The organism is Caballeronia sp. LZ029 (assembly GCF_031451275.1).
GTDB lineage: Bacteria > Pseudomonadota > Gammaproteobacteria > Burkholderiales > Burkholderiaceae > Caballeronia > Caballeronia jiangsuensis.
In genome coordinates, this window is record NZ_JARUXO010000004.1 from 1201701 (window position 1) to 1224162 (window position 22462).

Consider the following 22462-nt stretch of genomic DNA (forward strand, 5'->3'; position numbering starts at 1 on the left):
AGGCCGGCTCGCATGCCGGCATAGGGACAGCACTTCGGTTGAAGCATGACTAACTCAGCGTGCCATTGAGCAAGAGATATCCGGGCAGCCAGCCCGTGAGAATGCCGGCGATCACCGTGACCGTGCCCGTCAGCTTGACGATGGGCCGTTGCAACGCGAGCAGCACGAAGAACAGCAGCCACAGAAACGCCCAGCCGAACCAGCACAGCGCGAACCACACGGACCACGCGGAACTCGCGTGCGTGATCGAATCGATGCCGACCGGAATGATCGTGATCGCGACGAACAGGCTGAACCAGCCGAGCCCGCGGCCATCGGCGCCGTTATAGCGATTGATCGCCACCCAGAAGTACGTGAACGTGAAGAGCAAGGTGAGCGCGGCCGCCTTGATCGATGTCGCATCCGCGCCCGCGCCGAATGCGAGCTTCAGCGACGCGAGCAAGGTGATGCCGCCCGCGAAGACATTGATGACCCATATCTCGCGATCGCCGATCTTTCCGAGCAGCCAGAGCCCATTGAGAAACAGCACGGCGCCGACATACAGCAAACACAAACCCAGCATGGTGTTCTCCTCATCGCGCACGCAAGGCGGCGCAAGGTGTCTGCGTTCGAAAATGGGTTCACGATGCACGCCTGCCAGCGTCGATGCGCGGACATCGCGGCTTGGGACAGGACTCATGATAGGGACGCGCCACCAGGCGCGAATCCCCCAGCGCGAGGAATTTGATTCGCCCATCCGGGGCATGCGGCCTCACCCAAATGGGTGAGGTTTCAGATCAGAGGGATAAGCAGATGCGGCCATGCAGATGGACGAGTTCCATCTGGCTGTGCGTGTCGGTCTTCTGGAAGATTTGCTTGAGATGACTGCGCGCGGTGTTCTCGGATACGTGCAGTTCACGCGCCGCGCTCGCGATGGAATGACCGGTGACGATCAGCGAACTCATGCGCGCCTGCGCCGGGCTGAGACCGAACTGCCGCACGAACGCGCAATCGGCGTGATCGTCTTCCGAAGGCACATTGAGCGCCGTGACGATCGCGAGACGCCGCATCTCGCCCAACTCCGCGCTGAACACGGAGCCCGCCGCGCGGATCGAAATGACGCTCGGCTGCGACTGGCCCGGCGCCGAAAGCGAGAGCACCTGCGCAGCGCGCTCGTCCGCATCGGCCGATGCATGCGTGGCGCGTGCGATCGCTTCCTGCAACACGCGATCGTCGATGTGCGTCGCCGCGGCGATGCGCCCTTCCTCGATACGCAGTCCCGCCACGGACTCGCACGCGTTCTGCGCGCCATCGCCGCCGAACACCATGCGCCCGTTCGAATCGACGAGCATCGCCGCGCGCGCATGTGTGTTCACGATGCTTCGCAACGCGCGATTCATGTCGTCCGTTTCGCGCAGACGCCAGCGCAAGTCGAGCGCGAGCGTGATGTGCGGCAAGAGCGCCGCGAACGCGCTTCGTTCACGCGGGCCGAAGCGAGGCTCATCGGGACCGCGATGCAGGTCGAGGTAATGGACGAGCGTGTTGCGTCGCGCAATCACGCCGCATAGCCTGTGATAAAGCCCGTGCGGCAATAAAAGCCCGCGATAGAAGTCGGTTTTGACGAGCTCGCGATTGCTGAGCAGTTCATCGCCCGCCATCACGCGGCCTTCCCGATAGGCATCGCTCGACAGAAACCACGGATTGCGCGAAGCGTAATCGGATAGCGCCGCACTGAGTTGCGGATCGCGCGGCGCGGAATACAGCGCGAAGCCTTGACGCGTCGCAAAGCTATGACGCGAGAGCGCGGCCCAGCGTGCGCGGAAACGCTCGCGGATTTGCGCGAGCACGGCGCACCAGGCGTCGTCGGAATCGCCCGCTGCGTGTACGCGATAAACAAGGTCGTCGCCGGCGACAGGTGCCACGGCGCTCGCAAACAGCGGCGTCATGTCTGCTCCGAAACGGAAAATGAAGGCGTCGGGAAAGAGCTGCAACAACACACGAAGGTCTGCCCGCCAGTGTTGGCAGACGCACCATCGGGGTCAATCGGCACAAACCCGGCTGCGCAATAGCGGAAGCTTTCGCGGCAATATTGCGGCATTGCAGCTTTGAGCGAATAATCGACTCGTTCAATCGAATGGCTTGCTGATCCGGTGGCCAACCCTCATGCGAATCAAACGCGACTATCAGTCCTGGGTGGCCAACGAAACACTCGAAGATTACGCGTTGCGTTACGCAGCAAGCTCTTATCGGCGCTGGTCGCCATCGACGCTCGCCAATACCGCGATCGGCGGCATCTCGTTTCTCGCGCTCGAAGCTATCGGCGCGAGCATCACATTGAGCTTCGGTTTTCATAACGCATTTCCCGCGATACTCGTCGTGTGCGCGCTGATCTTTCTCGTCAGCGTGCCGATCGCGTATTACTCCAGCGAAGCCAATGTCGATATCGATCTGCTCACGCGCGGCGCGGGCTTCGGTTATGTCGGGTCCACGATCACCTCGCTGATCTATGCGTCGTTCACGTTCATCTTCTTCGCGCTCGAAGCCGCGATACTCGCGCAGGCGCTGGAACTGGCGGCCGGCATCAATATCGTGATCGGCTATCTGCTGTCGTCGTTGCTGATCATTCCCCTCGTGTTCTTCGGCGTCACGCTCATCAACAAGCTGCAGATGTGGACGCAGCCGCTCTGGGCGATTCTGCTCGTCGCGCCGTTCGCCTTCATTCTGTGGAAGGACCCGGACGTGCTGCATCGATGGGCCGCGTTTGCGGGCATCGGCGCGAATGCGCAGGCGCGCGGCGGCGGCATCGACGTATTGCTGTTCGGCACGGCCGCCGGCGTGCTGTTCTCGCTGATGGGGCAGATCGGCGAGCAGGTGGACTACTTGCGCTTTCTGCCCGATCGCACGGCGCGCAACCGCTTCGCATGGTGGACCGCGATGCTCACGGCCGGCCCGGGATGGATCGTGGTCGGCGGCCTCAAGCTTCTCGCCGGCAGCCTGCTTGCCGTGCTCGCACTGGAAGATGGCGTGCCCGCCGTCGATGCCGTCGTGCCGGTGCATATGTATGTCACCGCGTACCGGCATGTATTCGAGAGCCCTGCGTTGGCGCTCGCGGTGGCGACGTTCTTCGTCGTGATCTCGCAGGTGAAGATCAACGTGACCAATGCGTACGCCGGTTCGCTCGCGTGGTCGAACGTGTTCGCGCGCCTCACGCACTATCATCCGGGACGCGTCGTATGGCTCGTGTTCAACGTGATGATCGCGTTGCTGCTTACCTTGCTCGGCATCTTCAAGACGCTCGAAACCGTGTTGAGCGTGTATTCGAATCTCGTGATCGCGTGGCTCGGCGCGCTCGTCGCGGACCTCGTCGTGCTCAAGCCGCTCGGGATCAGTCCGCGCCGCATCGAGTTCAAGCGGGCGCATCTCTATCAGGTGAATCCGGTCGGCTGCGGCGCGATGCTGATTGCGTCGGTCGTATCGACCTGTGCGTTCGCGGGCCTGTTCGGCGATTACGCGCGTGCGTATTCCGCGTTCATCGCGCTATTCCTCGCTTTCGTCAGCGCGATTGCAATTGCCTACGCGACAGGCGGCCGCTATTACATCGCGCGCGTCGACGAGCAACACGCCGATATGCCGCGCACGCAACTCGTGCGCTGCTGCATCTGCGAGCGCGATTACGAAGCCGCCGACATGGCGTGGTGTCCGTTCAATCAAGGCTCGATCTGCTCGTTGTGCTGCGGTCTCGACAACCACTGCCGCGATCGATGCAAGATGCCTGCCGCAGCGACCGCCGAGGAACTCGCGGAGCCGCCCGGACCCAGCACGCTCGCGCCGCATTTCGGGCGGCGCATTGGGCGCTTCTTCGGCTTGTTCGTGATTGCATCGACCGCGACGGGCGCGGTGTATCTGCTGTCGTATCGCCTGATCGAAATCGCCGATGCAGCGGCGCGCGGCCAGATCGCCGATGTGCTGCTTCACACCTATGCGGCCACGCTGCCCCTGCTCGCGTTCGGCGCGTGGTGGATCGTGTTGTCTCAGGAGAGCCGCGAACTCGCACAAGGCGACTTGCTTCAGTCGCTGCACAACCTCGAAGCGACGCGCAAGGAACTCGTCGAATCGGAACGCATGGCCGCGCTCGGCGGTCTCGTCGCGGGCGTCGCGCATGAGATCAACACGCCGGTCGGCATCGTCGTGAGCGCGGCATCGTATCTGCGGGATCGGACCGAGGGCATCAGCGACAGTCTCAGGCGTCAGGATCTCACCGAGGAAGCACTGGGCAGCTATCTGCGCGACGCGGGCCAGTCGACGCGCCTCATGTTATCCAACGCCGATCGCGCCGCGCGCCTCGTGCAAAGCTTCAAGCAGGTGGCCGTCGATCAGGTCAGCGAGGCGCGACGTCATTTCGATCTCGGCGAGTACATTCGCGAAACGGTGCTGAGCGTCGAGCCCAAACTGCGCGGCACGCGCGTATCGTTGCGCGTGGACTGTCCGCCCGGCATTCTGATGGATTCGTTCCCCGGCCCGCTCGCGCAAGTGCTCACCAACCTGATCCTCAATTCCCTCGTGCATGCGTTCGCGCCGGGCGAGGTCGGGCATATCGTCATCTCGGCGCGGCGTTCGGGCGACACGCATGTCGTGCTCGAACATGAAGACGACGGCTCCGGCATTCCCGACGAACTGCACGAGCGCATCTTCGAGCCGTTCTTTACGACGCGGCGCGGTTCGGGCGGCAGCGGCCTCGGGCTGCATCTCGCGTATGCGCTCGTCACGCGCGCGCTCGACGGCACGCTCGCGGTGCGCAACGGCGTGCGCAAGGGCACCGTGTTCGCCGTCACGCTGCCGCTCACCGCGCGCTCGCATGACGGTGCGATCCAAACCATACCGGGCCAGGGAGAAAGACAATGACCGCGCCTTCATGGTTGCGCAGCGAACCCGCGCATGCCGATGCATCGCGCAAGCTCGCGGGACCGCAGGCTCCGCCCTGGCACGTGCTGCTCGTCGACGACGCACCCGAGATTCACGAAGTCACGCGCCTCGTGCTCGCCGATGCCGCGTTTTCGGGCAGGCCCATCGAGTTGTCGAGCGCGCTGTCCGCCGCCGAGGCGCGTGCGTATCTCGCCGCGCATCCGGGCACGGCGCTGATCCTGCTCGACGTCGTGATGGAAGCCGACGATGCCGGCCTCGAACTCGTGCGCCATATCCGCGACACGCTCGAAGACCGCGACGTGCAGATCATCCTGCGCACCGGTCAGCCCGGCATGGCGCCGGAACGCGACGTGATCACCCGCTACGAGATCAACGGCTACTTTCTGAAGACCGAACTGACCGCGCAGAAACTGACATCGATCGTGGTCACCGGTCTTCGCACGTACGAGACGATCAAGGCGTTGCGCAGCGCTCAAACGCTCGCGACGGCGTCCACGATCGACGACAGCGGCGGACCGATCGATCGCGAACATGAGCGCGGAATCCGCGACGATCTCGAAGCCGCGCTTCGATCGGATGCGTGGTCGATGCACGCGCTGCCGCAGATCGATCTCGCATCGAACGCTGTGAGCGGTGTCGAGATGCAGGCCGCATGGCCTTCACGCGAAGGCGCGCTGTCGGCCGGGCGGATTGCCATGCTGACCGACGATGCCGCGTTGCTTCAATCGCTCGACGAAGCCATGCTTCGCCGCGCATGCGTGCTCGCACACGGTTGCCGCGATAGCGGCGAAGAGCCCGCGCCGCGCATCTCGATACCGCTTCTGTCGAAGCATCTCACCGACGATCAACTAATCACGATGGTGAAGACGTGTCTCGCGGAAGCCGGCCTTCAAGGCGAAGCGCTCGATCTGCAATTCAGCGGTCCATCGCTCGGCGCGCGCCGTCTCGCTGCACGCGCGTTGCAGGCGCTCGGCGTGTCGATCACGCTGGTGGACTTCGGCCTCGAACGCATGTCGCTTTTCGATCTTCAGGCGCTACGGCCGAATCGCATCAAGATTCATTCGAAGTTCGTCAGGGACGTCACGCATCGACATGAGCGCGCGGTGGTCGCACGCGCGATCATCGCGCTCGCGCATACGCTCGGCGTCAGCGCCATCGCGGATGGCTTGTCGAACAGCGAGGACCTCCAGTTCTTCAGATGGGAAGGCTGCGATCTCGGGCAAGGCGACGCGCTCGCGGCGGCACGGCCCGTTTAGCGCTACCGCCGATGAATCTTATGCGGACAACTTCCTCATCTCGGCGATGAGGTCGGACTTGCCTTCGAAGCCGATGCCCGGGAGGTCCGGCATCGTGATGTGACCGTTCTCGACCTTGACTCCATCGGGGAAGCCGCCGTATGGCTGGAACAGGTCGGGATACGATTCGTTGCCGCCAAGGCCGAGTCCAGCGGCGATGTTCAACGACATCTGATGGCCGCCGTGCGGAATGCAGCGGCTCGCGGACCAGCCATGCTGACGCAGCATGTCGAGCGTGCGCAGATATTCGACGAGCCCGTAACTCAGCGCGCAATCGAACTGAAGCCAGTCGCGGTCGGGACGCATGCCGCCGTAACGAATGAGGTTGCGCGCGTCCTGCATGGAAAACAGGTCTTCGCCTGTCGCCATCGGTTTGTCGTAGTAGTTGCGCAGCGTCGCCTGCAGTTCGAAGTCGAGCGGATCGCCCGGTTCCTCGTACCAGAAGAGATCGTATTGCGAGAGCGCCTTCGCGTACCGGATCGCCGTGTCGAGGTCGAAGCGGCCATTCGCATCGACCGCGAGTTTCTGCCCATCCTGCAAAACGCTCAGAATGGAATCGATGCGGCGCAGGTCTTCGTCGAGCGACGCGCCGCCGATCTTCTTCTTGACGACCGTATAACCACGATCGATGTAGCTGCGCATTTCGTCCTTCAGCTTCTCGTGGTCCTGGCCGGGATAGTAGTAACCGCCCGCCGCGTACACGAAGATTTTGCGATTCGGATTGCCATCGCCGTAACGGTCGGCGAGCAACTGGAACAGCGGCTTGCCTTCGATCTTGGCGACTGCATCCCACACAGCCATATCGATCGTGCCGATGGCAACCGAACGCTCGCCATGACCGCCGGGCTTTTCGTTCGTGAACATCGTCGCCCAGATTTTGTGCGGGTCGAGATTGTCGCCGATGTCGTCCACCAGCGTGGAGGGATCGGCTTCGAGAATGCGGGGAATGAAGCGCTCGCGCATCAGCTTGCCCTGACCATAGCGGCCATTGGAATTGAAGCCATAGCCGATCACCGGTTTGCCATCTCGGATGACATCCGTCACGACGGCAACGAGGCTCAGCGTCATCTTGCTGAAGTCGATATAAGCGTTGCGGATCGGGGAACTGATGGGAACGGTCTTTTCGCGGATTTCAACGATTCTCACGGCACTGTCTCCTGTGTTCATTGCGATGTGGACCTAGCTTATCCGCAAAATGCGCTGCTACACTGCACTTAATTTCATTTCATTCTTCACCCAAAGTGAATTCTGACCCGACTTCCGATTTCGAGTTTTTCGTTCTTCTCGCGAAGTTGAAAAGCCTGTCCGGAGCGGCGCGCGCGCTCGACCTGTCACCGCCCGCGGCGACGAAGCGGCTCGGCGTCATCGAGGGGCGGCTGGGGGCGCGGCTCGTCAACAGAACGACTCGCAGCGTCAGCCTCACACCCGAAGGCGAGACGTACCTGCGATACGCCTCGCAGATCGTCGGGCAGGTCCGCGAAATGGAAGAGGCGATTTCAGGCGCGAAAAGCGACCCGCAAGGGCTTTTGCGTATCAACGCGACGCTCGGGTTCGGCAGGACGACGATTGCCCCGCTCGTATCGGAGTTCGCCAGGCGCTTTCCGAGCGTCGAGGTTCAGTTCGAAGTGACGGACCGCCCCGTCGATCTGGTCGAAGGCGCGTTCGACATGGCCATCAGGTTCGGCGAATTGCCCGATAGCCGCCTGAGCGCGCGACGCATCATGAGCAACCGTCGCTTCCTTTGCGCGTCGCCGAAATACCTCGAAAAACACGGGACGCCGGAGCGCGTCGAAGATCTGGCCCGGCATCGGTGCATCATTCATCGGCAGAACGATGACGCATACGGCGTATGGCGCTACATCGTCAACGATCACATCGAGGCCATCAAGGTCAAAGGGGCGCTGTCGAGCAACGATGGCGACATCGCTCTTCGCTGGGCGCTGGACGGCCACGGGATTCTGATTCGTTCCGAATGGGACCTCGCGAAGTACGTGCAGAGCGGACGGCTCCATCTCGTCCTGCCGAACACGGTTCTTCCTTCCGCCGACCTGTTCGTCTATTACCCCCGGCAGAAGAATCAGACGGCCCGGGCTCGCGCGTTCATCGATTTCCTGATCAATCGGTTCCAGGCGCCCTTTACGCCGGTCGACGCAGGCGCCGAACTCCGCGAGAAGAAAAAGCGCATTCCGAAGAGGTGAGCAACGGAAACCCTGTGCGGCCCCGCATCAGGGTAAACATCCATCACAAAAGCATTTTCAAATAGTTGGTGTACGGAGTATATTTCTCATCACACACAGACGTGCTGAGCAATGGAGGAAGACATCATGCAATTTCATCTGAACGGTTTCCGTGTCGGCGATCCCACGATCGAACCGGCGGCCGAGGGCGCACCGCGCGTCGAGATGCCCGAGACGGTCGACGTGCTCATCGTCGGAAGCGGTCCTGCGGGACTCGTGCTGGCGGCGCAACTGTCGCAATTTCCGTCGATCAGAACGCGCATCGTCGAACGTCGCGGCGGTCCGTTGCTGATGGGACAGGCGGATGGCGTCGCATGCCGCACCGTCGAGATGTTCAATGCATTCGGACTCAGCGATCGCCTTTTGCGCGAGGCCTATTGGGTCAACGAGACAGTCTTCTGGCGGCCCGACGCGCATGATCGCGATGCAATCAAGCGTACCGGTCGTGTTCAGGATACCGAAACAGGCATGTCCGAATTTCCGCACGTGATCGTCAATCAGGCGCGTGTGCAGGACTATCTCCTCGATGTGATGCGTCGTTCGCCCGAGCGAATCGAGCCGGATTACGATCTCGAAGCCATCGACATTCAACGCGACGATGCGCACGAATTTCCGGTGCGCGTCACGTTGCGCCGCACCGATGCAGCGCGGCTCGGCGAGCAAGTGACTGTGCGCGCGCGTTATGTCGTCGGTTGCGATGGCGCCCGCAGCGCCGTGCGCACGGCCATCGGACAAACGCTGCGCGGCGATGCGGCGAACCATGCATGGGGCGTGATGGATGCGCTCGCCGTCACCGACTTCCCGGACATCCGGCTGAAGGCGGCGATCCAGTCCGCAAGCAAGGGCAATCTGCTCATCATTCCGCGCGAGGGCGGCTATCTGGTTCGCTTCTATGTCGATCTCGGCGAGGTCACGCCGGAGAATCGTGACGGCATCAAGCAGATTTCCGTCGATCGCATCATCGAAACGGCGCAGCACATTCTGCATCCGTATTCGCTTGATGTGAAAGAAGTCGCGTGGTTCTCGGTGTACGAAGTGGGCCAGCGTCTGACCGACCGCTTCGACGATGCGCTCATGGCCGATGGAACCTCTCGCGATCCGCGCGTGTTCATCGCCGGCGACGCCTGCCACACGCATAGCGCGAAGGCCGGCCAGGGCATGAACGTGTCGATGCAGGACGGCTTCAATCTCGGCTGGAAACTCGGCGCGGTCTTGCAGGGGCGCAGCGACGCGGACCTGTTGCGCACGTATTCGGATGAGCGTCAGCCCATCGCGAAAGCGTTGATCGATTTCGACAAGGAATGGTCCGCGATGATGGCCGCGCCGCCGAAGGATCCGAATCGGCCGGAAGCGGGCGGCGTCGATCCTGCTGAGCTTCAGGCGTATTTCGTGCGTGCGGGCCGATATACGGCCGGCCTCGCGACGCATTACCGGCCCGGCGTACTGACGGGCGATACAACGCATCAGGCGCTCGCCGAAGGCTTCGTGATCGGGACGCGCTTTCACTCATCGCCGGTCGTTCGTGTCGCGGATGCAAAGCCCGCTCATCTCGGACACGCGGCCCGCGCCGATGGTCGCTGGCGTCTGTACGCGTTCGCGGATGCGAAAGGCGTCGCGCTCGACGCGCTATGCCAACATCTCGCCACCTCGCCCGATTCCGTCTTGCGGCGCGTCACGCCAGAGGATGCCGACATCGACAGCGTGCTCGATTTGCGCGCGGTGCTGCAGCAGCCTCATCGCGATGTGCGTGTCGAAGACCTGCCCGCGCTTCTGCTTCCGCGCAAGGGACGCCACGGTCTCATCGACTACGAGAAGGCATTTACGAACGACGCAGCGACTGATATCTTCGGCGAGCGCGCCGTCGATCGCGAACGGGGCGCACTCGTGGTGGTCCGTCCGGATCAATACGTCGCCCACGTTCTTCCGCTCGATGCCTACGAGGAACTGGCCGCGTTCTTCCGGCCGATCTTCCGCACGCACTAACCCACTCCGACACTGCGAAATTGCCGATCAATAAAAACGAGCCCGAAGTGCGCCCGACATTCACGGGCAGCCTCGTGCGCCGCGCCCAGCAGCGCCACGTTGCGGTGTGGCTCAGCGAAGTCTCCGCCGAAATCACGAGCGTCCAGTACGCGGCGCTCGAAATCCTGCACAGGACGCCCGGCGTCAACCAGCGGCAACTCGGCGATGAACTCGACGTGGACCGTTCGACCATCGCCGATCTGGTCGCGCGGATGGTCCGCAACGGCCTCGTCGAGCGTTCCGACGATCCCGTCGACAAGCGCAGTTATGTGCTCTTTCTCACCGCGGCCGGCAAGAAGCAACTGGCCGCGTTGCGCCCGCGTGTCGAAGAGGTCGAGCGCATTCTCACGACGAGGTTGACCGCGCGGGAAAGCGCGGAGTTGCGGCGGCTGCTCTCGGCCTTACTGCCGCCGCGCGAATAAGGCGGCCGCTTACTGCGGTCCGCGAGTCCGATTCGGTCTGCCGCCGGCGCCCGGACGCGTTGAATTGTCACGCGGGCCGGATTTGTCGTGAAAATTCGGCCGGCCGGCCGGACCGTGATCCTCGCAGATCGTCGAGATCGCGTGTTTGAAAAGCACCTGCGATCCACTGGTCGAGTTGAGGTAGACCATGTAGGTATCGAACGACTGAATATGGCCGGTCAGCTTGATTCCGTTGACCAGAAAGATCGCGACACGTTTGCGCTCTTTCCTGAGTGCGTTCAGAAAATCGCCTTGAATACCGGGAAGACTATTGGACATTGATGATCCATGTTGAACCGTACAAGGACCGTTGGCCGACGTATTTCTCCGTCAGCGGAGCCTGCGTCCCTGTCCAGTATGTATTTGCTCGATGAGCCATTATCGCCTTTCCGGCGCGGCCGTCACCGAAAAAGAAAAATCCCGTGGTGCAACGATGTGTTCAACCACGCGAACCACCGACCGCGTGGAAATTTTATTCTCACAATCAGCCATTTTATACGCACTTTTCCCTTAAGCCGCGGCGCTTCGGCGTCGGTCGCTCAGTTTGCGGCAATCAGTTCATCCGCTCTGGATAAAAACATTTTCAGCACCGGCGATGCATTCGAACGGCTGTAGCCGAGCGCAAGATCGACGGTAGGCGCTTCGCCTTCCAGCGGCCGGCTCACGACCGACCACGGCAGCAGATTGTTCGCGTATTCGGGCATCAGCGAAACCCCGCGCGTCGACGCGACGAGCGACATCGCCATCGCGAGATTGTCGACGCCATGCGCAGGCTTCGGATCGATGCCGTTTTCCCGCAGATATTCCGCGACCACATCGTGCAGGACACGCGCCTTGTTCGACGCCATGACGAAGGTCTCGCCCCGCAAATCCGACGGCCCGATGGCGCTTTTCGCCGTCAGCCTGTGATCGCTCGGCATCAGCACGACGAGCTTCTCGCGATGGACCACGTGATATTCGAGGTCCAGCCCCGGCTCCCTGCGCACGAACGCGAGGTCGAGTTTGCCGCGCGCCACGGCGTCGGCGAGATCGGGCGAGTAGCCGCTCGATACCGTCACGTCGATGTTCGGCAACTCGTCGCGCAATACGCGCATCGCGCGAGGCAGCCACGTCATCTCCTGCCCCGTCAGAAAGCCGAGTGCGAACACCTGTTTGGCGGGACTCGCTGCGCGGCGCGCCGCCTCGACGGCCGCGTCGACCTGGGCCAGCGCGAGCCGTGCATGGTCGAGAAATGCCTTGCCGGATGCCGTCAGCTCGACGCCGCGCGCACTGCGGCTGAATAGTTCCGCCCGCACTTCGTCCTCCAGATCGCGAATCTGCCGGCTGAGCGATGGCTGCGACGTGAACAGCCGCTGCTCGGCGGCGACCGTGAGGCTGCCCGTTTCCGCGACGGCAACGAAATAACGCAGATGGCGCAGCTCCATCGTCCCTCCTGTTCTGTCCGGTTCGCGGGTCATGCTTTTGAGGCATACCCGCCAGCCTACAAAGTCTTTTTTCTTTGCGCAAGCGAGGGCTAGATTGCTCATCAGCAGTCGCATTCAGCACTGTCGGTTTCAGCAAGGCGGTTCTTCAGCCATACGCCGAAGTTATCGCCCGCTATCCCTCATGCAAAGCAAGGAGTCTCGTCATGAACGATTTCACCGGAAAAGCCGCGCTCGTCACGGGCGCATCCCGCGGCATCGGCCGCGCCATCGCGCTCGCGCTGGGCCGCGCCGGTGCACGCGTGCTCGTGCATTACAGCAGCAACGAGGCGGCCGCCGATTCGACCGTCGCTGAAATCATCGCGAGCGGCGGACACGCGCAGAAAGTCGCCGCCGATTTGCGCAGCGCCGACGGTCCGCATACGCTCGCCAGCCAGGTGCGCGCTGTGGTCGGCGGACGGCTCGACGTGCTGGTCGCGAACGCGGGCATCGCGAAAGCCGCGAGCATCGAAGATACGACGGTCGAAGACTTCGACGCGCTCTTCGCCGTCAATGTGCGCGCGCCGTTCTTTCTCGTGCAGCAGCTTCTGCCGATGCTCACCGACGGCAGCAGCGTCGTGCTGCTTTCGTCGCTGGCGGCGCGCGCGTCGGTCGGCGAGCTGGCCGCGTACGCAGCGACGAAGGGCGCGGTCGATACCCTCGTGCGGCACTTCGCGTCCGCGCTCGGCGAGCGTGGCGTGCGCGTGAACGCCGTCGCGCCGGGCGTCGTCGCGACCGACATGTCGAGCTTCGCAAGCACCGACGAAGGCCGCGACTACACGCTGGGCCTTCAGGCGCTGAAGCGCATCGCGCAGCCTGAGGACATCGCCGGCGCGGTGACCTTCCTCGCTTCCGACAAGGCGCGCTGGATCACGGGCGACACGCTGCGCGTCGATGGCGGATCGAAACTCTAATTACTTTCGTTATCCGAACTAATTCAGGAGCATCAGCATGTCCAGCACAACTATCACGAACACGGCGCGAGCCGTGAAGATTCCCGGACCCGATCATCCGATCACGATCGAGCGCAATCCTTCGCGCGTCGTGGTTACCATCGCGGGGCGCATCGTCGCCGATACGCGCGATGCGCTGACACTGCGCGAAGCGCATTATCCGCCTGTGTTCTACATCCCGAGAAAGGATGTCGACATGGCCCAGCTCGAACGCACGGACCACGCGACTTACTGCCCATACAAGGGCGATGCCGCGTACTTCTCGATCGCCTCGGGCGGTGAGCGCTCGGTCGATGCGGTCTGGACCTACGAAGCGCCCTATTCCGCGGTCGAGCCGATCCGCGAGCACCTCGCGTTCTACACCGATCGCGTCGATTCGATCGAAGAACATGCATAAGGAACCGGCATGAACGACCAGAAAGTGGTACTCGTCACAGGCGCGCTGAGCGGCATCGGCCGCGCGAGCGCGCTCGCCTTCGCGCGCTCGAACGCCAACGTCGTGATTTCAGGCCGGCGCGTGGACGAAGGTCACGCGCTCGCCGACACGCTGCGCTCGCTCGGCGCGCAAGCGGAGTTCATCGAGGCCGATGTGCGCGTCGAAGAGGACGTGCAGGCGCTCGTCGAATATGCGGTCGCGCGCTTCGGAAGGCTGGATATCGCGGTGAACGCGGCGGGCATCGAAGGCGAATCGATGCCCATCGTCGAGCAGACGGCCGCGCGCTACGCAGCCGTGTTCGAGACGAACGTGCTCGGCACCTTGCTCGCGATGAAGCATGAGCTGCGCGTGATGTCGGCGCAACGCGGCGGCAGCATCGTCAACGTGTCCTCGACGATGGGCGCGCGCGGCGCGGCGGGCGCATCGCTTTATGTCGCGAGCAAGCACGCAGTCGAAGGGCTGACGAAGTCCGGGGCGCTGGAAGCCGCCGCTTTCGGCGTGCGCGTTAATGCCGTCGCGCCCGGACCGGTGCAAACGCCGATGCTCGACCGGCTCACGCAGACGCCGGAGCGCAAGGCCGCGTTTCTCGACACGGTGCCGCTCAGGCGCGCGGGCACCCCGGAGGAAATCGCCGATGCGATCGTGTATGTGGCGTCGGCCAGTTTCATGACGGGGGAAGTGCTGCGCGTGAACGGCGGCCGAACGGCGGCATGACGCGTCTTCGCAAGAAGACCAACTGGCGGAAGGCAGCCGGAGTCGAACCGACCAGAGAGTGTCTGACACCCCCTACCGGGTTTGAAGCCCGGCCGCACCACCGGATACGGATGCCTTCCCTGACCCACGGCGAGAATCCGTCCGGGCGTCCGATTATAACGGCGCGTCGTCACCCGCCGCTATCGTCGGGATGCGGGTGCGCACGCGGCTGTCTGCGCCGCATCAATCGATAAATGCAATACAGCAACGCCGCCGCCACGAGCACATCCACCACCGTCGCGCCATGCGATTCGAGCGCGAGCACGGCGAGATGCAATTGATGCTCGAAGAGCGCGCCGCCCAGGAGCCAGAACGACGCCCACGCGACGATTCCCGCCGTATCCCAGAAGAAGAACGCGAGCACCGCGATCTGCGTCGTGCCCATCAGCGGCGGCGTGACGAGCCCGAGTCCCGGCACGAACTTCGATACCGCGACGATCGGCGCGCCGTGCCGCTCGAACAACTCGCCCGTCGTGCGCATGCCGCTATCGACCGCATACGATCGTCTCGACAGCGCCGCGACGAGCCGCCGCCCGTAGATGCGCCCCGCCGAGAACCACACGCTGTCGCCGAGCAATGCGCCGCACAGCGCGGCGAAGAGCACGTGCGCGAAGGACAATCGTCCGCTAGCCACGGCCGAGCCCGCGAACACGAGCAACGGCGCGGACGGCAGCGGCACGCCAAGACGCGTCAAGAGGACATTCGCGAACACGGCCGCGCTGCCCCATTGCACGATCGCCGACGGCGGAATCTGGATCAATCGGCACCTCTCGATGACCCGCGACGCATCAATCGAAACCTCATTCGGACCTCGACTCGACGAGCATCACCGGCACGCTTCCACATCCCGCACTACTCGCAATTTCGATGCCGCGCCAGGGCGATGCCTCGCCCTGATCGAAGGCCATCGGATCGACGCGCCGGTCCGGTCTCAGCACGTTGAACGGCCACGACGGACGCCGCAGGCGCTCGTGCACGACCGAACCGAGCCAGATCGGCGCAGGCGGCGCGCCCGCGCCCTGCCGCACTTCGTAATGCGTCGGCCAGAAGCGCAGCACGTCGCGCTCGTCGGCGCCTCGGGACGAGCGCGCGAACACGAGCTTCGACGGCTCGCCGTTATTCAGGCGCGGCAACGCGGGCAATTCGATCGCGGGCGCATTCGGCAACACCACCGACATCACGCTCTTCAAGCTTACATGCGATACCTCCGTCCAGCCGCGCGACATCAACTGCGCGCGAATCTGCTCGGGCGTCGCCGCCCATTGCACGGTGATCGGCTCGCGACGATCGCCCTCCATGTTCGCCCGATAGCACGAAAACGTGCGCCACACCGTATCGGTCCACTGAATCGGCGTGATGACGACGGTCGAAGGCGCGGCGCTATGCGCCTCCGTGTCGTCGCTCAGTTGCAGCGCGACGCTCGCGCAGATCACGGCCAGCACGGCGATCGGCATCAGGGGCCGCGGTTTCGGTTTGCCGGGGTTGCGCCATACGGCCGTGAGCGCGATCAGAAAGACCCACGCGGCCGCGAGCGCCGCGCTGCCGAGCGCATCGGAGATGGTGAAGCGGCCGAAATACAACCCCGCGAGGCCGACCGCCGTGACGATGGCCGATGTCGCCGTCGCGATGAATACGCCCGTCAGCAAACCCACGCGCCGCAGCAGCAAAAACGCGAGAAAGCCGTAGATCACGACCGTCGCCGCCACATGGCTGCTCGGAAAGCTGTGCTCGGTCGGCGCGAAGGAAACCGGCACCGGCTCGTGCGCGGTGAAGCGGATCGCCGCGACGAGCAACTGCGAAAACGCCACCGCGACGACCCAGTATGCGACCGTGCGCCAGCGCCGCTCGAAGCTCATCCACACGATGACCATCGCGCCGAGCGCGAGCAGCGTTTGCGTGCTGCCGAGGGTCGCCGCGCCGTCGAGGATCGAATCGGCCCAGGTCGAGCGGAACGATTGCAGCAGCCGATAGATCGACACATCGACCTGCACGATCGATGTGCCGCGCGCGACATTCGCGAGCACCGAGAAAAAGAGGATCGCGGAGGCGAGCAGCAGCACCGAGATCGTCACGATGAGGCCGGTCGCCGGATTGCCCGGATCGAGCGCGCGCGACACGAGCCGCGCCGGCAGGCCATCGCCCGTCTGCGCCCACGCGAGCAGCGCTTCGCGCGACGCGATGGTCCAGCGCATCGCGTGCGACACGATCAGCCGCGTGAGATTGAACACGATCCAGCAGAGCGCGGTGACGATGATCAGGATCACGACGAGCCGGATCGACACCGCGCCCGCCAGTTCGATCGACGCGCCGAACACGACGCCCGGCAGGATATGCGTCGGCGCCCAGATGAGCGCGCTCAGGATGTTGACGACGAGGAACCGCGCGGGCGTCATGCCCGCGACGCCCGCGACGACGGGCACGACGGCGCGCATCGGCGCAACGAAGCGCGCGAGCACGACGCTCTTCGCGCCGTGCGCATCGAAATATTTCTTGCCGGCGACGAGCGCGCCCGGATGCGCGCGAAACGGCCACATCTGCGCGATTCTGTCCGCATAGTGCTGTCCGAACCAGAAGCTCGCGGCGTCGCCGGCGATGGCGCCCGCAATCGCGCAGACGAATACCCAGCCGAGATTCAGCGCGCCCGCGCCGACGAGCGCACCGGCGATGAACATCGCGGTGCTGCCCGGCACGAAGGTGCCGATGAACGCGACCGATTCGAGAAACGACGCGAGCAGCACCACCGCGAGCGCCCACTCCGGGTGGCCCGACAAGAGGTGCAACAGCTTGAAGTAGGAATGCTCCATCGTGATCGACAGGCGAATGCGCTAATGCGCAATCGTCAGACGGACCCGTGCCAGCGGCTATCGCCGCGCAACAGGTGAAGGTCGCGGTGGAATCGAGTGTACCCAACCCGGTCGAAGAACTCCAAAATCTGTATCGCGCGTTTGCGCCCGAGCGCACTCGCATCGCGGAAATCGGCCGCGCCGATCGCGCCGCCCTGCGTTTGCGCCTGCTGCGCGACGAGGTCCGCCAATGCGCCGATCGACGCGCGGCAGTAGAACAGATCGCGCACGACCTGATAAACGTCGCCGCGGCGCGCGAGCTTTTTGAGGAGCCTGCGCATCTCGTCCTCGCCGATGCCGTGCGCGCGGGCGAGATCGCGCACCCACGGCGGCTCGAAACGCCCTTCTTCGAGCGATGCGAGCACCGCGCGCGCCAGCGTTTCTTCCCGTTCGTCGAGCGTCACCGCATGCGATGGCAGATGCAGCCACGGCCCGCTTCTCGCGATCGATCCGCTCGCCGCCGCATCGTCGACGAGTGCGCGCCACAGCGCATCGGGCGCGAGCGGCGCGGCCATGCGGCGCAGGCGCGCGGCGTCTGGGCCCTGCTCATCGGGAAAGCGTTCGTGGAATGCGGCGAGCGCATCGTTGAGGCGCGTTGTCATGGCGTCCCAATGACGCGATGCAATGTAAAGCGTGTCGTCGTGCGTCGATACCGCGCGCAGGCCTTCCGGCGATATCGATCGTCCGCGCAGATGCTCGATCAGCGAGCGCGGCAGGCCATACGGCGCTTCCTCGAAGAGCGCATCGACGCGGCCCGTGTCCAGCATCGCGACGAGCGCATCGAGCCATGCGCGGCGCTGCGGCGTGCGGCGCTTGCGAGCGGGCGCGAACGGATCGAGCACACGTCCGCCGCCGACCGTCCGGTTCGCCTGCGCATTGCGCACGATGAAGCGGTCGCCGGGCAGCGCGCAAACCGGTTGATCGAAGACGAGTTGCACGCGCGCCGTGTGCCCCGATGCCAGCGTGTCGGCTTCGAGCAGCGCGACATGCGCGACGCGATGCGTCGTACCGAGATGCACATGCAAGGGCGCCCAATGCGTGAGCGTGAGTTGCGCGTCCGCGAGCAAGGTGAGTTCGACATCGAGCCGTTCGGATGCACGCGCGAGCCGCGCATCGACGATCCAGTCGCCACGCGCGAGCGCATCCTTGTCGATGCCCGCGAGATTGAGCGCGCAGCGCTCGCCCGCTCCACCCGTCTGCGCCGCGCGGTTCTGCGCGTGAATGCTGCGCACGCGCACGGGCGCACCGGACGGTTCGCGCGGCGCGAGCGCCAGCATGTCGCCGACGTTCACGCGGCCCGCGAAGACCGTGCCGGTCGCGATCGTGCCTTGTCCCGTCAACGTGAACACGCGATCGACCGCGAGCCGGAAAAAGCCGTCGTCGCGGCGCGTTTGCCAGTGCGCGGCGGCATCGCGAAGATGCGCGTCCAGTGCGGCGACGCCTGCATCGTCGGCTCTGGTTGCGTCGGTGTCGAACAACGGTGCGCCGCGCAACGGGCCGTCCGCGAGCAGCGCTTCGATTTGCGCATGCACCTCGCGCACGCGCGATGCCTCCACGCGATCGCACTTGGTCACCGCGACCGTGCCGCGCGTCACGCCGAGCAGTTCGAGTATCGCGAGATGCTCGCGTGTCTGCGGCATCACGCCATCGTCGGCGGCGATCACGAGCAACGCGAAGTCGATGCCGCACGCGCCCGCCGCCATCGTGTGCACGAGCTTCTCGTGTCCGGGCACGTCGATGAAGCCGAGCACGCCGCCGTCGTCCAAAGGCACGTACGCATAACCCAGTTCGATCGAGATGCCGCGCGCCTTCTCTTCCTTCAGCCGATCGGTGTCCACCCCCGACAACGCGCGCACGAGCGTGGTCTTGCCGTGGTCGATATGCCCCGCCGTGCCGACGATCATTCGCGTGCTTCCAGTTGCGCGACGAACGCGGCTTCATCGGCCTCTTCGAGACAGCGCAGATCGAGCCGCAAGGCGTTGTCCGCGATGCGCCCGAGCACCGGTCGCGGCAAGTCGCGCAGCCGCTTTTCGATGCGGTTGAGCGCGCCGCCCGGACGCTTGCCGCTCGCGAGGCGCACCGCGAGTCCGTAGCTCGGCAACACATCGACGGGCAACGCGCCGCTGCCGATCTGGCTGAACATCGGTTCGGCGCCGACCGTGAATTCGCCGCCGACAAAAGCCTGCAACGCAGGCTCGATGCGCTCGGCCGCGAGCCTCATGGCGTCGGCGGGGCGCGTGAGCAGACGCAAGGTCGTGAGACGTTCGGCCAGCGTTTCAGGCGCGCGATACAGGCGCAACACCGCTTCGAGCGCCGCGAGCGTCAGCTTGCCGACGCGCAATGCGCGCTTCAGCGGATGCTTCTTGATCTTCGCGATGAGTTCGCGCCGCCCGACGATCAGCCCCGCCTGCGGCCCGCCGAGCAGCTTGTCGCCGCTGAAGGTGACGAGATCCGCGCCCGCCGCGACGGTCTCGCGCACCGTCGCTTCGCGCGGCAAGCCCCATTGCGCGAGATCGACGAGCGTGCCGCTGCCGAGATCCATCGCGACGGGCAGCCCGCGCGCTTTCGCGAGCGGCGCGAGTTCCGCGAGCGTCACTTCCTTCGTGAAGCCGCTCACCGCGTAGTTGCTGCAATGGACCTTCATCAGCAGCGCGGTTTTTGCGTTGATTGCTTCGTCGTAGTCTTTCAGATGCGTGCGATTCGTCGTGCCGACCTCGCGCAGCTTCGCGCCCGCGCGGCTCATGATGTCGGGGATGCGAAACGCGCCGCCGATTTCGACGAGCTCGCCGCGCGACACGATCACTTCCTTGCGCGATGCGAGCGCGGACAGCGTGAGCAGCACGGCCGCCGCGTTGTTGTTCACGACCGTCGCGGCTTCGGCGCCGGTCAGCTCGCAGATCAGGCCGTTGATGAGATCGTCGCGATCGCCGCGCGCGCCCGTGTCGAGATCGAATTCGAGGTTCGCGGGCCGCGTGAGAATCTCGGCCACCGCCCGCACCGCTTCGTCGGGCAGGAGTGCGCGGCCCAGGTTGGTGTGCAGCACCGTGCCCGTCAGATTGAAGACGCTGCGCACGCTGCTGCGCGCGCGCTTCGCGAGCCGCGCATCGACCGTGCGCGCGAGTTGCGCATCGCTCAGGGCATCGACGGATGCGCGGCCTGCCTGCGCATCGGCGCGCCATGCGTCGAGTGTCTCGCGCAACGCGGCGAGCGTCTGCGTGCGCCCGTATGCGGCGATCACCGCCTCGAATTCCGCCGATGCGAGCACGCGCTCGACCGACGGCACACGGGCCATCAATGCGCGCAGTTCGCCGCCCTCGCCGCCTTTGACGTCGCTCATCGATCGTCTTCCGAAAGTTCGGGCCACAGCCACGGATGAGGCGACGCGCGCCGATAGCCGGCCTCGCCCATCAACAGGTCGAGCGTGAGGCTCGCGAGATCGTCGGCGTAGGGCTCGAAATCGTAGGCCTTCTCCTGATAGCCGATCTTGCGATACGTGCCGCATTCGTCGCACGACTCCGCCTTGAGCGGCGCGCTCTTCGCCCTCGCGGACTTCTCGCTTTCGGGTTCGTCGCCGGTGCCCATCACGTGATAGGCGATGCCCTTGGTCGAATCGCAGTTCGTGCACTTGGCGCGGACCACGTGAAGCTCCGTCGCGCAGAGGCCGCATTGCGCGTAGCGATAGCCGTCGTACACACCGCCGACGCGCACGATGCTCGCCACCGGCACCGAACCGCAGACGGGACATACGCCGGGCGTGTCGAGATACGGCACGTCGTTCGTGTCGATGCGGCTCGCGAGATCGGTCCACACGACTTGCAGCGCGGCCGCGATGAAGGGGGCCGCGGCCGGATCGATCTCGGCGAAGCGCAGCGCGAGGATCGCATCGGCGTGACCGTCGAGCGCAGCGGCGTCCAGCGCACGCAGGCGGCCGACGAGTTGCGTGAGCGCGGGTGTCAGCGCGCCGGCGGCCTCGATGCTGTCGAGCAGCATGAAGAGCACGTCGCGCCACGCGGGATCGCGCGCATCGCTAAGCGCGGGGACGATCGGCATCGAATGGCGCTGGTTCAGTTCGATCGATGCGCGCGAGGGCATCGGCGCACTGAAGCTCGTGAGCACGCGCTGCTGGGCATCGGCGAGCGCGGCCATCAGCCGCAAATAACCGGCGATGGGATTGCTCGCGTCGGCGAGGTGCTGAAGACGCGCGGCGCGCGCGGCGAATATCGTTGCGCGCTCGGGCATGCGCAAGCGCGGAATCGCCGATGGATCGAGCGATTCGATTCGCGCGGCTTCGACTATGCGTTGGACCACGGAAGGTTTCCTCGCGGAGTTCTGATTCTGGTTGCTCGACGCTCCATCCAAGGATATCAGCTTGTTCGAAGGAGGAGACTGACTGAATTGCCTGCTTCCGGTCAGCCATTGTATCTACAATGAAGATACATTTGCGTTGACCGTCGAGGCCGACGTATCTACAGTGGCGATACATCCCGGAGATTGAAATGGAACTCACGATTCAAAAATGGGGCAACAGCGCGGCGGTCCGGCTTCCTGCGACCTTGCTCGACCAGGTTCATCTCTCGTTGGGCGACAGGTTGACCGTGGAAGTTCGCCCCGAGGGCATCGTGCTTGCGCCGGCGCGTCCCAGATATTCGCTCGAGGATCTGGTTGCGCAGTGCGATCCGAAGGCGCCGCTTCCCGAAGACCTGGCCGCATGGAACGACACTAAACCGGTGGGGCGTGAAGCATGGTAAGACGCGTCAAGTTCGAACGCGGCGACATCGTGCGGGTGAATCTGAATCCGGCCCTCGGACATGAACAACAAGGCGACTTCCGGCCTGCGCTCGTGCTTTCGCCTGCCGTGTTCAACGCAATGGGCGTCGCCCTCGTCGCGCCCATTACGCAAGGCGGCAACTTCGCGCGTTTCGCCGGATTCGCGGTCCCTCTGTCGGGCTCTGGAACAGAAACGCAGGGTGTCGCGCTCGTCAACATGATCCGCACACTCGACCTCGAAGCCCGCGGCGCGCGGAAGATCGAACGCGCCCCGGCCGAAGTCATCAACGATGCACTCGCGCGTCTCCAAACCATTCTCGACTGAACCCCGGC

General features: G+C 64.4%; 20 protein-coding genes and 1 tRNA gene. 10 read left to right on the forward strand and 11 right to left on the reverse strand.

What is annotated here, in order from left to right; translation table 11 throughout:
* Positions 1–49: 49 nt before the first annotated feature.
* Positions 50–562, reverse strand: a complete 513-nt coding sequence (locus QCE73_RS31550; protein ID WP_035507354.1) for an AmiS/UreI family transporter — start codon at positions 560–562, stop codon at positions 50–52.
* A 214-nt stretch (positions 563–776) separates the two neighbouring features.
* A complete protein-coding gene (locus tag QCE73_RS31555) occupies positions 777–1925 on the reverse strand; it encodes a helix-turn-helix transcriptional regulator (protein WP_309884987.1) in 1149 nt (382 codons plus the stop codon).
* A 217-nt stretch (positions 1926–2142) separates the two neighbouring features.
* Here QCE73_RS31555 and QCE73_RS31560 point away from each other — a divergent pair, with 217 nt between their 5' ends.
* The gene (locus QCE73_RS31560; RefSeq protein WP_309884988.1) at positions 2143–4881 is read left to right on the forward strand and encodes an ATP-binding protein; all 2739 of its coding nucleotides are present in this window, start codon (positions 2143–2145) and stop codon (positions 4879–4881) included.
* Positions 4878–6158, forward strand: a complete 1281-nt coding sequence (locus QCE73_RS31565) for an EAL domain-containing protein (protein WP_309884989.1) — start codon at positions 4878–4880, stop codon at positions 6156–6158. Before QCE73_RS31560 ends, QCE73_RS31565 begins: the two co-directional genes overlap by 4 nt.
* Before the next feature lie 18 nt (positions 6159–6176).
* Here the strand turns inward: QCE73_RS31565 and QCE73_RS31570 are convergent, their stop codons facing one another.
* Positions 6177–7343 carry a mandelate racemase/muconate lactonizing enzyme family protein gene (locus QCE73_RS31570; RefSeq protein WP_309884990.1) on the reverse strand — a complete coding sequence of 389 codons (1167 nt, stop codon included), beginning with the start codon at positions 7341–7343 and terminating at the stop codon, positions 6177–6179.
* A gap of 155 nt (positions 7344–7498) precedes the next feature.
* Here QCE73_RS31570 and QCE73_RS31575 point away from each other — a divergent pair, with 155 nt between their 5' ends.
* From QCE73_RS31575 to QCE73_RS31585, 3 genes are all read left to right on the forward strand, one after another.
* Positions 7499–8395: a LysR substrate-binding domain-containing protein gene (locus QCE73_RS31575; RefSeq protein WP_404989844.1), complete on the forward strand. Its 897-nt coding sequence runs from the start codon at positions 7499–7501 to the stop codon at positions 8393–8395.
* Positions 8396–8521: 126 nt separating this feature from the next.
* Positions 8522–10417: an FAD-binding monooxygenase gene (locus tag QCE73_RS31580; protein WP_309884992.1), complete on the forward strand. Its 1896-nt coding sequence runs from the start codon at positions 8522–8524 to the stop codon at positions 10415–10417.
* A gap of 20 nt (positions 10418–10437) precedes the next feature.
* Positions 10438–10878: a MarR family transcriptional regulator gene (locus QCE73_RS31585; protein ID WP_309884993.1), complete on the forward strand. Its 441-nt coding sequence runs from the start codon at positions 10438–10440 to the stop codon at positions 10876–10878.
* A gap of 9 nt (positions 10879–10887) precedes the next feature.
* On the opposite strand, the gene hfq is transcribed toward QCE73_RS31585, so the two are convergent.
* On the reverse strand, positions 10888–11196 hold the full coding sequence (gene hfq / locus QCE73_RS39460; protein ID WP_051627102.1) for an RNA chaperone Hfq: 309 nt from the start codon (positions 11194–11196) through the stop codon (positions 10888–10890).
* A 260-nt stretch (positions 11197–11456) separates the two neighbouring features.
* Positions 11457–12341: a LysR family transcriptional regulator gene (locus QCE73_RS31595; RefSeq protein ID WP_309884994.1), complete on the reverse strand. Its 885-nt coding sequence runs from the start codon at positions 12339–12341 to the stop codon at positions 11457–11459.
* 203 nt (positions 12342–12544) lie between these two features.
* Between QCE73_RS31595 and QCE73_RS31600 the strand changes: the two genes are divergently transcribed.
* The 3 genes from QCE73_RS31600 to QCE73_RS31610 are packed head-to-tail and all read left to right on the forward strand — an operon-like array spanning position 12545 to position 14480.
* Positions 12545–13291, forward strand: a complete 747-nt coding sequence (locus QCE73_RS31600; protein ID WP_309884995.1) for an SDR family oxidoreductase — start codon at positions 12545–12547, stop codon at positions 13289–13291.
* Positions 13292–13328: 37 nt separating this feature from the next.
* The gene (locus tag QCE73_RS31605) at positions 13329–13727 is read left to right on the forward strand and encodes a DUF427 domain-containing protein (protein ID WP_309884996.1); all 399 of its coding nucleotides are present in this window, start codon (positions 13329–13331) and stop codon (positions 13725–13727) included.
* Positions 13728–13736: 9 nt separating this feature from the next.
* Positions 13737–14480, forward strand: coding sequence for a glucose 1-dehydrogenase (locus QCE73_RS31610; RefSeq protein ID WP_309884997.1), 744 nt, complete (start codon positions 13737–13739; stop codon positions 14478–14480).
* A 23-nt stretch (positions 14481–14503) separates the two neighbouring features.
* On the opposite strand, the gene QCE73_RS31615 is transcribed toward QCE73_RS31610, so the two are convergent.
* The 6 genes from QCE73_RS31615 to fdhE form a co-directional block, all read right to left on the reverse strand.
* Positions 14504–14599, reverse strand: a tRNA-Sec gene (locus QCE73_RS31615).
* Positions 14600–14649: 50 nt separating this feature from the next.
* Positions 14650–15279 (reverse strand): DedA family protein, encoded by a 630-nt coding sequence (locus QCE73_RS31620; RefSeq protein ID WP_035507231.1) that lies wholly within the window; start codon positions 15277–15279, stop codon positions 14650–14652.
* A 40-nt stretch (positions 15280–15319) separates the two neighbouring features.
* On the reverse strand, positions 15320–17323 hold the full coding sequence (locus QCE73_RS31625) for a VTT domain-containing protein (protein ID WP_309884998.1): 2004 nt from the start codon (positions 17321–17323) through the stop codon (positions 15320–15322).
* 35 nt (positions 17324–17358) lie between these two features.
* Positions 17359–19266: a selenocysteine-specific translation elongation factor gene (gene selB, locus QCE73_RS31630; protein WP_309884999.1), complete on the reverse strand. Its 1908-nt coding sequence runs from the start codon at positions 19264–19266 to the stop codon at positions 17359–17361.
* Entirely contained in the window at positions 19263–20699 is a 1437-nt protein-coding gene (selA, locus tag QCE73_RS31635) for an L-seryl-tRNA(Sec) selenium transferase (protein WP_309885001.1), read from the reverse strand. Before selA ends, selB begins: the two co-directional genes overlap by 4 nt.
* Positions 20696–21670: a formate dehydrogenase accessory protein FdhE gene (gene fdhE / locus QCE73_RS31640; protein ID WP_309885002.1), complete on the reverse strand. Its 975-nt coding sequence runs from the start codon at positions 21668–21670 to the stop codon at positions 20696–20698. The genes selA and fdhE overlap by 4 nt, the downstream gene beginning before the upstream one ends.
* A 188-nt stretch (positions 21671–21858) precedes the next feature.
* On the opposite strand from fdhE, the gene QCE73_RS31645 reads away from it, so the two are divergent.
* Together QCE73_RS31645 and QCE73_RS31650 are read left to right on the forward strand one after the other, a co-directional pair.
* Entirely contained in the window at positions 21859–22110 is a 252-nt protein-coding gene (locus tag QCE73_RS31645) for an AbrB/MazE/SpoVT family DNA-binding domain-containing protein (protein ID WP_035509269.1), read from the forward strand.
* Entirely contained in the window at positions 22104–22454 is a 351-nt protein-coding gene (locus QCE73_RS31650) for a type II toxin-antitoxin system ChpB family toxin (protein WP_035509273.1), read from the forward strand. Before QCE73_RS31645 ends, QCE73_RS31650 begins: the two co-directional genes overlap by 7 nt.
* The last annotated feature ends 8 nt before the right edge of the window (positions 22455–22462 follow it).